This window comes from Nostoc sp. (assembly GCF_036916575.1).
GTDB lineage: Bacteria > Cyanobacteriota > Cyanobacteriia > Cyanobacteriales > Nostocaceae > Nostoc.
Genome location: NZ_JBALGC010000026.1, coordinates 17,533 through 27,500, shown reverse-complemented (window position 1 = coordinate 27,500; position 9,968 = coordinate 17,533). Strand labels below are relative to the sequence as shown.

The window sequence follows — 9,968 nt, the reverse complement described above, 5'->3', positions numbered from 1 at the left end:
CAGTACCATCTTGGACACTGCTGCTCAAGAAGCAGCTACTGATACCATCGTGGACATTGATCTTAACGTTCAAGCCCAGAAGGGTCCAGACCTGCGAAAAGACCATCCTAAAAGTCACGGCTTGGTTTGGGGAGAGTTCAAAGTTGAGGAAAATATTCCTGAATCGTTGAAGGTGGGTATATTTGCCCAGTCCAAAACCTACCCGCTTTGGATGAGGCTCTCCAATGCTTCCTCAGTAGAGAAGCGCGGTAAGCTCAAGTCGGATCTTGATCCCGATGTTCGGGCACTCGCGATCAAACTCTTACAGGTAGAGGGTGAAAAAGTGCTGGATGATGAGCAGGAAACTCAAGACTTTTTGATGATTAATCATCCGGTCTTCTTTGTCCACGATGCCCAAGGGTTTGCCAACCTGACGAAAGCAAGCGTTGGTCAAGCAAATGAAGAAGAGCTGCGATCGCTAGAACCCACGTTTGAAGTCCTCAAAGCGGTTACGAGCAAACAAGTTGCAAATCCGCTGCTGATCCAATATTGGAGTACCACTCCCTATAAACTTGGCTCTGTGTCCATCAAGTTTTCTGTAAAACCTCATCAGCAAGATACTCCCGCTTCAACCCCCACTTCCGAAACTTACCTGCGTGAGGCAGTCGTCAAATATCTGTCACAAGAGGGCAGAGATGCAACCTTTGACTTCTTGGTGCAGCTCTATGTCAACGATGAGAAAACTCCAATTGAAGATCCAATGCAGGAGTGGCAAGAGAAGGACTCACCGTTTATCAAGTTTGCAACCATCACAGTTCCAGCTCAGAAATTTGACTTCGAGGAGCGGAAGCGACTGGATGAGGGCCTATCGTTCATGGCTTGGCATACCCTCCCAGAACACGCACCCTTGGGTAGTGTCAATTTAGCTCGCAAAAAAGTTTATCAAGAGATAGTAAAGGCTCGACGGAGTAACATACACCACCGCGTCGAAGAGCCGCAAGCATATAGTTCAGTTTTAGACGATCCTGAATAATCTTGCTTGCCAACTACTTCCGCCAACAATTGGTGGAAGTAGTGTTTCACAATATCTAGAACACTAACGATTGCTCTTTCTAGCTAATTGCTTGGCGTTAACGCAAGACCCTTGACAATAATCATAACCTATGCATCATAGCGTTCCGAATCAGTGGCATTGGCGCGAATACTTTGCGGAATTCCTGGGAGCCGCTTTCAATATTTTCATCGGCTTGAGTGCGATCGTCTTTAACTTTGGGCACGGTTTGCCAATAGAACAGCTTGTGCCTGATTCAAGCATTCGGCGACTGATTACGGGACTAATTTTTGCTGGGAGTGGAGCGATTGTAGCCGTTTCTCCGATCGGGAAACTGAGTGGCTCTCACATTAATCCTTCTGTCTCACTTGCATTTTGGATACACGGCAAAATGCACCTCCGAGATTTTGTTGGCTTTGTGATTGGACAGTTTCTCGGAGCGATCGCTGCTGTGTTACTGCTTGTGATCCTGTGGGGAGATTATGCTAGAAGCGTTAGTAACGGCATGACGCTGCCTGGGTTAAATTATCCGCTGTGGATGGTATTTTTATCAGAAGTCACGATTACATTTCTCTTAGTGTTGACGATTTTTATTTTTATCAGTCATCATCGGTTGATGCGCTGGACACCTTTGATCCTTTGGCTTTTAATTGCCGGGATGGTGTGGCAAGAAGCTCCAATTTCGGGAACAAGTCTTAATCCGGCGCGGAGTTTCGCTCCTGCACTGGTGAGTGGAAATTGGCATCACCAGTGGATTTATTGGATTGCTCCGCCAATGGGTGCTGCGATCGCTGTGGGGGCGTTTCGGCTGATCACGTTGGGCGAACGGGATGTTCTGACTGGAAAACTCTATCACGCTTTTAATTACCCCAGTATTTTCAAAAATGTCAAACTGCCTGATTTCCAGCATCACCCTTACTCGAACAAATGAGCCTAGATGGGTATGTCAGTTTATAGTGCTTGGATAGCCATTGCCTTAGATTCTGCCTCTAGTGCAGAACACACCTCTGGGGTCACGCTTTTGGCAGAAGGACTATTGCAAGAATTCGCGATGTTTTTGAAAGTTTTTCTGGAAGGCATTGCAGTTTTAACAGTTGCAATCGCACTCATTCTCACACTCAGAAAAATCTTTCGTCTCTGGAGACGCGATCGGGTTCTCCAAGAAACAATCCGTTTAGAACTAGGAGTGGTGTTAGCCTTAGCGCTGGAATTTCTATTAGCTGCCGATATCGTCGGCACAGCTATTTCCCCCTCATGGGATGCAGTGGCAAAACTTGCAGCGATTACTGGAATCCGTACCTTCCTCAACTTTTTTTTACAAAGAGAAGTACGAGAATTACGATAAACAGCCTACCCTCTTGACGGCAAAACTCAGTGAAAAACTGAAATAAATTAGAGGAATGCACCATAAAAGTTTTGAATTGACGTATGGCAGAATCCACCAATAAGTTTCTCCGCTTTTGGGATGTATAAACGCATACAGCCATAAACCTTGAAATCTCCAATTGACATTGGCGATTGGTGTTTCTCCCTCAGGTACATATACTCATCGCAGAATTGGCTTGAGTCCCAAGCGGTGTTCGTCTTCACAAATTGGGATGCTTCCAGGAAAAGCGATCGCTCGTCTGAAACATCCAATTACTAATCCTCTACCCAAGGAAAGAGAAATGGTCAAGAGAGCGTAGTGCTGCGGGAGGAATTTTAGGCGGGGGATCGGGGACATCAATGAATTAAGAATTCCCCATTGCATACCACGGCGTGCTGCCAAGACCGCATCCGGGATAGCTCATGAGTTGCTGAGGTTAGATCTGGGTAGATAAGTTACTCTGCATCACGATAGTTCCAGTGGGATAACGGCTAGTTTCAGATGATTCCAACGTCATGAATAATCCAGAGATACCTGTGTCATAAAAGTCGGCAGGCATCCAGAATTTATCTAACACTTTTCCCTGAGGATTAATTTTCACAGTGCCACAGGGAATTTTTTCGCCATCAGCGATCGCCCAAAGTCGATAGACCTTACCTGTGGGTGGAGCCACCAGATTTTGCACGGCTAGAATTCCTTGCCGTTGTCCTAGATTCACAACAAAGCTACCCGTAGTAGTATCCGACGCATTCACAGCCTTGAGAGAGAAAAGTTGCGTCTGGGACTGTTGCAGTAGGGTATTGATGTTTTGAGCCATGCGGTAATCCTGTCGCAAGCGATAGTTATCTACTCCTAAATACAGAATCAGGAGTGCTGCGACACTACCCATAATCGTGTACCAGAGGAGCCGAGACGGTTTCGGTTTGTGCCCTGAGGGTTGGAAAGTAGTGGTAGCGGCAGCCAGGATAGCTCCTTGGAGATTATGAGGCGGTTCAACGCTGTTTAAGCTATAAACAACCTGGTCTAAGGTTGCCTGAAGCCGCTTCACTTCTGCTACTAATGCTGGATTTTCTGCCAACAGTTGCTCGAAAACTTCTGCTTCAGCGCGATCAAGGTCGCCCACGACATAGCCTGCTGCCAAGGTTTCGATTGCTTGAGGAGTAAGGGGTTCAGTCATACCTTAGTCAATGGAGTGTTGTAAAAGTTGCTTCAGTTTCAGCAGTCCTTGGCGAGTCAAGCTTTTCACGCTTCCCAGGGGTTTATGCAGTTGTTGGGCAATTTCTGATTGGCTCAGTCCGGCATCATACGCAAGTTCAATCACCTGTCGTTGCTGATCACTAAGCTGGGTCAATGCCTGCTGTACTTGCTGCGATCGCTCATTGAAAATAGCCTGCTCAACTGGAGTATGTGCTCCTGGTGCAGCAGTGACGCTCTGCCCCCAACGTTGCACCAAATTAAGGGTGCGACTGCGCGATCGCCAGTGCCTTTCTGGTCATCCTGTTGTCGTTGTCATCCTGTAGTCCGAATCCTAAGACAATGACTAGCCAACCAATGGTGATGAAAGAGCAACCCCAAACTAGCCACCAAGCTACCGATGCTACGGTCAAAATTCGTAATTTCAAATTTGAGCCAGCTGGCGATCGCTGTTGGTAAAACTGTTCAATTTATCAATGTCGATGAAGAACCCCACACGGCTACGGCTACGGATGGTAGTTTCAACTCTAAAGCCCTGGATACCAATCAAACCTGGAACTACACCGCCACTAAACCGGGTACTTATCCCTATATTTGCTCAGTTCATCCCTTTATGAAAGGGACGTTGACAGTAACAAATAAGAAAAACTAACCAGAGGAATACCAATGGAACGCAGAAAATTTCTTGAACACGTAGGCTGGACAGGACTCGGCATTGTATGGGCTGTTGGTGGAAATGGCTTATTAACTGCTTGTCAGGTAGGAGAACCAAATACTCAAAAATCATCCACGGCTTTACCGTTTTCCTTCGTTCAAATTAGCGATACGCACATCGGTTTCAAAAAACCTGCAAATGAACACGTGACCGATACACTTCAGAAAACGATCAATGCGATCAATGCCTTACCCACTCCACCCGCCTTTGTCATTCACACGGGAGATATCTCCCATTTGTCTAAACCAGAAGAATTTGATCAGGCTAAACAACTACTTTCTCAATTGAAAGTCCCACTGTTTACCCTACCAGGGGAACACGATACGATTGGCGATCGCGGCAAAGCCTACGAGGAAGCCTTTAACCGCAAGGATGTCAAAGAAGGCTTACAGGTTTGGGATCAGGCGGGAATCCACTTTGTCTCCTTGACCAATGTGCTGGACTTTGGGGCAACTGGTACGGGTAAACTAGGTCAGGCACAATTGGACTTGCTCTCCAAAGATTTGGCAGCGCAGAAAAAGGATACACCTCTAGTTGTTTTTAGCCATATTCCCCTATATGATCTTTATCCCAAATGGGGATGGGCAACTGCCAATTCGGCTTTGTTGCTCTCACTGCTATCTCGTTTTGCATCGGTCACAGTGTTAACGGGGCATATCCATCAAGTGATTGAGCACAGCGAAGGCAATATTCGCTTCCACACCGCTGCGGCGACTGCCTATCCCCTTCCCGCTCCAGGTCACGGTGATCAACCTGCTCCAGTCAAGTTAAGCGAAAATAATCTCTTGGCAGTGCTCGGATTCCGTACAGTTGAGGTAATTTCCCTTAAAGATACTAGAGTTGACCAACATGCTCTCTTGTAGAAATATAGTTCAACTATTGTCTGGTGCGATGGCGTAAGCGCCCGCCGTAGGCGATCGCATCAAGGGTGCTTTTGGATATAACCGAAGAACTCAAGAAAGCGAGTACAAGAACTTTCTAGAAGCTAGCTAAAGCATCACCGTGCCAATTTGGGAAAACTGTACGTTAAGGAATCTCTTGAGCCACTTCGTCGCAGAGTTGTTGCGCCGTTGAGGCTCTGGAAATACTCTCTAAAACTAGTTTTCAGTCTAAAAGTAAGAAACGTTGATAACTACGTTTCTTAAAACTAACTTCAAATCAATATCTTTGGCGTTAGCAACTTTGCGGTAATGCTCCGAATCGATGGTAATACCAGCCGCCTTCAGAGAGCAATACGCTTGGGTTAAGCATTTCTTTCTTCTCTTTGCGTCCTTTGCGTCCTTGGCGGTTCGTTAAAAAAATTGACTTTGGCAAAGAGTTTTAGCCTTAACTGAACTGTATTGCTTCAGAGAGCGATCGCAAGAGATGGTTCGAGTCGTCAGGACATCAACTTGCAGGGAACTGTGCTAGGAGGTCTTTGCCGTCAATAATGGTACTAGTGAAGGTGAAACTATGGTTAGTTTGGTAGCGTAGGTCTGATTTAATGATTGTCCTGCCTACTTGACATTAAATGTTCAACAGCTTAGTACCACTCGATTTTCTCGTAAAAGCCGCGATCATAATACAGCTTATCAGCAATTTTTTCTAACTCTGGCAAGAGATTTGATTGCACCTTGCAGGCTTGCCATAGTTCTGTATATTTTTCTTCAATAGATACAATATTAGCCATTTTAGTGATATTTACTTGTAACTGTGTTGATCGAATACTTTTTGCTGTTACGAATCATAATTGTATCCTGCGGTGAGTGCCTTCATTTTCTGTCTACTGAAGCAGATTGATTGTGACTCTCTACTGTTTTTGCTAACTTAATTCCTCAAACTTTAAATGCTAAACCATTAAGCATAGGGTTTCAGAAATAGTTCAGCTTCAGCTTCTCTTCGTCTCCTAAGTCCTTGCTCAACATTTGATCCAGGATTGCGATACTTGATGAAAGTTTCGCGGATATTAGCCCAATCACGATTCTTTAAGACTCTAGTCATTGACTCAAAATTAGAGAGACCGTAAAATTTACTCCCCAAGTTGTAGCCAAAGCTGAGTAAGGCGCCTTGTTGGTGAGGGTTGAGTTCACTCCAGCAAGGTATTTTCATTAAATCGGGTAAGTAACTTGTTTCCAACTGATAAATCAACAGCTCATCAGCTTGTTGTTGGGAAATACTCTCTCCCATGCACCACGGACTACCGTCACGTTTCCTGGTCGAACCCCAGCCAATTGTGATTGGTATCCCTCCACTTTTTGGGTCGGGGTATGCATTAAGATAGCAACCTTCAAACTTTTTAATTAGCTCAACTCCATACATAGGTAGACTTGTGGAGACTTGTTTAGTTTTGGTGAGCTGGTTTGCTGCTGTACCGTTCCTGCTTGTAGGATTGCTCTTAATCTTAACCAGAATCTCGTTAGCACTGAGATACTGTACTGAATTAGCGTTTAGGCTGGTACTGTTACGGTCTTCTTCGTCCTCTTGCGATGAATTACCAGCAGCACTTAAATCAGGTTGCTTATCTGAGTCCACTTGGGCTGCCAGAAGTGCTGGTTTTTCGTCATCGCGCTCTTGTTCCAGCTTCAGAAAGTCTTTTCGCAAGTCTGACAAGTTGAGTCGGTCAATCAATCCACAGAATATCTGTTTAAGGTATTGACTATAGTCTTGTTTCTTAGCCATAGTTTTAAATTTCTCTAAAGTTTCTAGCTATAATTACATAAAAATATTGCTTCCCCATCAGTAGTTTCCCCACTTAGCACTCTTGCTTTAAAAATTCCCGATATGGATGTTTTTTTACCATTGTTAACTCCTCAAGGTAGATAGTTTGGTTCAGATTCATAAAACTTCCAACCCCCAAAATACTTGGGATCACGGAAGTTAAACTCGATTTTAAAGTGAAGTTTGTAATAATCGATGATTTGATCAACCTTCAAATCTAGGTCGCTGGAAAATAAAATTACATGGCTACGAGTATGAGTTTCAAGATTGGTTTTGACCAAAATTACTATATTAAGAGCCTGTGCAAATTCTTTATGGAGCAGAGTGGCTTAATAAACATCAGGATGTCGGGCATGGGCTAAATCGTAGTTTCTGAGTTGTCCTTTGAGAAAACAATAACTCTACTACGACAGCCCTACCTTTTGGTACTCTTTTTTTGGCAACGATATTGGAGAAAACTAAAATATGGGTGCGCGTTTAAGGGTATTTCTGACTCATGAGCAAGACCAAACCCTCTTAATCCTGAAACAGCAGATGTACCACAAAAAGTTATAAGAACTCTTGCATAAATATTTTGTGGTAAAATTTTTGGTTATTTTAATTTCAGTTTTTGCAATTAAAATAAGAATAATTTACAGCAGATTGCAACTTCTCTACTTTGGGCTACGCCAAGGTGAGGTACAGATTATCATAGGGGCACAATATGTTGTGCCCCTACCCGTGTACTTCATTTACCTGCAATACGCTGTATCAATTTCTTCAATCAAGTATTATCAAGCGATCGCTTCAGTATATTCTGGTGTATGGTTCCGCTCTCTGGGGAATGGGACACTCGCGGCATCCAAATCGGTGTTGTTAATCAACAGCCTCTCGTCATCGCTGAAGGTAACAATCTGCTGCCAAACGTTTGGAGCGTCTGCCTCAATCACTCCCGAATCCCCATAATGAGAGTGCTCTGGTGATGAAACAGTGACAGAATTACACAATTATGTTTGATTTTCTTCCTTTTTTGTGAGGCGTTTGGTTGTTGGTGCGACTTGCTGCACTGCTTTGGCAAAGTCGGACGCAGTCGGGAAGAGTTTTTCTTGGGCTGCGCTCGTAACAGCTTGTTGTAACTTTTCGGGAGTTTTGACCAGCCGAAGTAAAGGACGGGTTTGAGAAGGTTTAGTGATTTTTACGCGAAGTTCAGTTGTAACACTATTAAGTAGGTAGGTATTCGGGAGCATCTGTAAGCATTTGTAAGCAGCAGCAAAAATATATTTGTACGGACAAGAGCTACTAATTGCAACAGGACTTACGCAACTGTCGCAAGCGATGCTGGTGCTACGCTGTGCCGAGCGCCCAACAACTAAACGATAAAAGAGTTAGCCACCAAACTGAATCAAGCATACAATTCAGGAGCATAATTAAAATGAACTCACATGGCCTGTCTCAAAATGCCCTTTTTGGAATAGACATCTCCAGAGGTGGCTGTTTGAACTTGCCCAGAACGAAAATCGAAACTAGAAGTTGAACTGATGGCAGGTTTATAGTTTCAACTCTTGTGGGGCGTTTAGTCTGCTTTTCTAAAACCTCGTTTAATATTAAAAGTTGCTCCCTTACAGAGACATTTTATATGGCATCCCAGACAGAAGACTTCACTATTGGTGTCGAAGAAGAATACCAAATTATCAACCCCGTAACTCGTGAGCTTTGTTCGCGTCAACAGCAAATTTTACAGATAGCCAAGAAAGCCCTTAGGGAACAGGTACAACCTGAGGTTTATCTTTCGCAGATAGAGATTGGCACACCCGTCTGTAAAACACTGGCGGAAGTACGAGCAGAACTTGTGCGTTTGCGAAGGGAAATAATTGCCGCAGCAGCCAAAGACGGGAACCAAATCGCTGCGGCTGGGACGCACTCGTTCTCTTCGTGGTCAGAACAGGAGATTACGCCAAAAGAACGCTACCTTGGGCTGATGCGAGATTATCAGCAACTTACCCGCGAACAAATGATTTTCGGCTGTCATGTACACGTTGGGATTAGCGATCGTCAGATGGCAGTTTGCGTCATGAACCGCGCGCGAATCTGGTTAGCACCCCTTCTGGCGCTAGCCGCTTCCTCGCCTTTTTGGATGGGCATGGATACAGGATATGCAAGTTACCGCACGGAAATTTGGGGGAGGTGGCCAATATCAGGGCCGCCATTAATTTTTGAGTCACTTGCTGAATATCAAGGGCTTGCAGAAGCTTTAATTGCAACAGGGAGTGTAGAGGAGGCGACAAAGATATACTGGGATGCACGTCTTTGTGAGCATTTCCCAACAGTAGAGTTTCGTGTCACGGATGTATGCATGACAGTAGACGAAGCGGTAATGGTTGCGGGACTGGTACGTGCCTTAGCACGGACTTGTTACGAGCAAGCAAAAATAGACGAACCGTTCCCAGCAGTGCGCCACGAACTTATACGTGCTGCTCACTGGCGTGCTGCACGCTATGGATTGGATACAGAACTGATAGATGTTGAAGAAATGCGTGCTGTTCCGGCGCCGGAGTTGCTTGAGAAGTTTCTAGCCTTTGTACGTCCATCGCTAGAAGAGTATGGAGACTGGGACGAGATTTCATCGCTTGTGCGGCAGACGATGCAACATGGGAATGGCGCAACACGGCAGCGCGAAGTGTACAAGCGTACAGAACGCCTAGAGGATGTAGTTGATTTCATCGTCGCCCAGACGGCGAAAGGTATTGCTTAACTGTTGCTATAATGGAAAATCGAACCACAGAGGACGCAGAGAAGCCAGTGCGTTAGTGTTAGCGCAGCGTAAAGCCTACGGCATAGCAACTCTTAGAGACGCTGCGCTTAGCTTGCTTAAGAGCAGGGGTACGCTTAGAGCGACATAGGAGCGTCGGCAGTCGTTCAGAGGGGGTTTCCACGCCAGTTGCTTCAAGTCGGCAGAGCCGCCCAACGCACTGGCTCCCCATGAGGAA

14 protein-coding genes and 2 pseudogenes are annotated in these 9,968 nt (G+C 45.2%); 7 read left to right on the top strand and 9 right to left on the bottom strand.

The window, feature by feature from the left end; all coding sequences use genetic code 11:
- The 3 genes from V7L29_RS07205 to V7L29_RS07195 form a co-directional block, all read left to right on the top strand.
- Positions 1 to 1,012, top strand: a 1,012-nt coding sequence (locus V7L29_RS07205) for a catalase family protein (protein ID WP_334734993.1), incomplete at its 5' end; no start/stop codon positions are given.
- Positions 1,013 to 1,142: 130 nt separating this feature from the next.
- Entirely contained in the window at positions 1,143 to 1,961 is an 819-nt protein-coding gene (locus V7L29_RS07200) for an MIP/aquaporin family protein (protein WP_334734992.1), read from the top strand.
- Between the two features lie 12 nt (positions 1,962 to 1,973).
- Positions 1,974 to 2,375 (top strand): DUF1622 domain-containing protein, encoded by a 402-nt coding sequence (locus tag V7L29_RS07195; RefSeq protein ID WP_334734991.1) that lies wholly within the window; start codon positions 1,974 to 1,976, stop codon positions 2,373 to 2,375.
- Positions 2,376 to 2,441: 66 nt separating this feature from the next.
- Here the strand turns inward: V7L29_RS07195 and V7L29_RS07190 are convergent.
- Positions 2,442 to 2,618, bottom strand: a pseudogene (locus tag V7L29_RS07190) (IS630 family transposase); the annotation flags it as partial.
- Between V7L29_RS07190 and V7L29_RS07185 the strand changes: the two are divergent.
- On the top strand, positions 2,536 to 2,715 hold the full coding sequence (locus V7L29_RS07185; RefSeq protein WP_334734995.1) for a hypothetical protein: 180 nt from the start codon (positions 2,536 to 2,538) through the stop codon (positions 2,713 to 2,715). The pseudogene V7L29_RS07190 and the gene V7L29_RS07185 sit on opposite strands and share 83 nt — an antisense overlap.
- 117 nt (positions 2,716 to 2,832) lie before the next feature.
- Here the strand turns inward: V7L29_RS07185 and V7L29_RS07180 are convergent, their stop codons facing one another.
- Genes V7L29_RS07180 through V7L29_RS07170 form a run of 3 tightly spaced genes read right to left on the bottom strand, consistent with a single transcriptional unit; the run spans position 2,833 to position 4,003 of the window.
- Positions 2,833 to 3,573, bottom strand: a complete 741-nt coding sequence (locus tag V7L29_RS07180; protein ID WP_334734990.1) for an anti-sigma factor — start codon at positions 3,571 to 3,573, stop codon at positions 2,833 to 2,835.
- Positions 3,574 to 3,576: 3 nt separating this feature from the next.
- Positions 3,577 to 3,846 carry a sigma-70 family RNA polymerase sigma factor gene (locus tag V7L29_RS07175; protein WP_334734989.1) on the bottom strand — a complete coding sequence of 90 codons (270 nt, stop codon included), beginning with the start codon at positions 3,844 to 3,846 and terminating at the stop codon, positions 3,577 to 3,579.
- A 4-nt stretch (positions 3,847 to 3,850) separates the two neighbouring features.
- Positions 3,851 to 4,003, bottom strand: a complete 153-nt coding sequence (locus tag V7L29_RS07170; protein WP_334734988.1) for a hypothetical protein — start codon at positions 4,001 to 4,003, stop codon at positions 3,851 to 3,853.
- Here V7L29_RS07170 and V7L29_RS07165 point away from each other — a divergent pair.
- Both V7L29_RS07165 and V7L29_RS07160 read left to right on the top strand, forming a co-directional pair.
- Complete coding sequence (locus tag V7L29_RS07165) at positions 3,991 to 4,242, top strand: cupredoxin domain-containing protein (protein ID WP_334734987.1); 252 nt, start codon at positions 3,991 to 3,993, stop codon at positions 4,240 to 4,242. The two genes, V7L29_RS07170 and V7L29_RS07165, sit on opposite strands and share 13 nt — an antisense overlap.
- A gap of 14 nt (positions 4,243 to 4,256) precedes the next feature.
- Positions 4,257 to 5,168: a metallophosphoesterase family protein gene (locus V7L29_RS07160; protein WP_334734986.1), complete on the top strand. Its 912-nt coding sequence runs from the start codon at positions 4,257 to 4,259 to the stop codon at positions 5,166 to 5,168.
- 659 nt (positions 5,169 to 5,827) lie between these two features.
- On the opposite strand, the gene V7L29_RS07155 is transcribed toward V7L29_RS07160, so the two are convergent.
- The 5 genes and pseudogenes from V7L29_RS07155 to V7L29_RS07135 form a co-directional block, all read right to left on the bottom strand.
- Positions 5,828 to 5,974, bottom strand: coding sequence for a hypothetical protein (locus tag V7L29_RS07155; RefSeq protein WP_334734985.1), 147 nt, complete (start codon positions 5,972 to 5,974; stop codon positions 5,828 to 5,830).
- Positions 5,975 to 6,141: 167 nt separating this feature from the next.
- Positions 6,142 to 6,963 (bottom strand): lysozyme, encoded by an 822-nt coding sequence (locus tag V7L29_RS07150; RefSeq protein WP_334734984.1) that lies wholly within the window; start codon positions 6,961 to 6,963, stop codon positions 6,142 to 6,144.
- Between the two features lie 142 nt (positions 6,964 to 7,105).
- Positions 7,106 to 7,328, bottom strand: a pseudogene (locus tag V7L29_RS07145) (IS4 family transposase); the annotation flags it as partial.
- Positions 7,329 to 7,775: 447 nt separating this feature from the next.
- Positions 7,776 to 7,931, bottom strand: a complete 156-nt coding sequence (locus V7L29_RS07140; protein ID WP_334689301.1) for a hypothetical protein — start codon at positions 7,929 to 7,931, stop codon at positions 7,776 to 7,778.
- Positions 7,932 to 7,988: 57 nt separating this feature from the next.
- Positions 7,989 to 8,228 (bottom strand): hypothetical protein, encoded by a 240-nt coding sequence (locus V7L29_RS07135; RefSeq protein ID WP_334734983.1) that lies wholly within the window; start codon positions 8,226 to 8,228, stop codon positions 7,989 to 7,991.
- A 389-nt stretch (positions 8,229 to 8,617) separates the two neighbouring features.
- On the opposite strand from V7L29_RS07135, the gene V7L29_RS07130 reads away from it, so the two are divergent.
- Positions 8,618 to 9,733: a carboxylate-amine ligase gene (locus tag V7L29_RS07130; RefSeq protein ID WP_334734982.1), complete on the top strand. Its 1,116-nt coding sequence runs from the start codon at positions 8,618 to 8,620 to the stop codon at positions 9,731 to 9,733.
- The last annotated feature ends 235 nt before the right edge of the window (positions 9,734 to 9,968 follow it).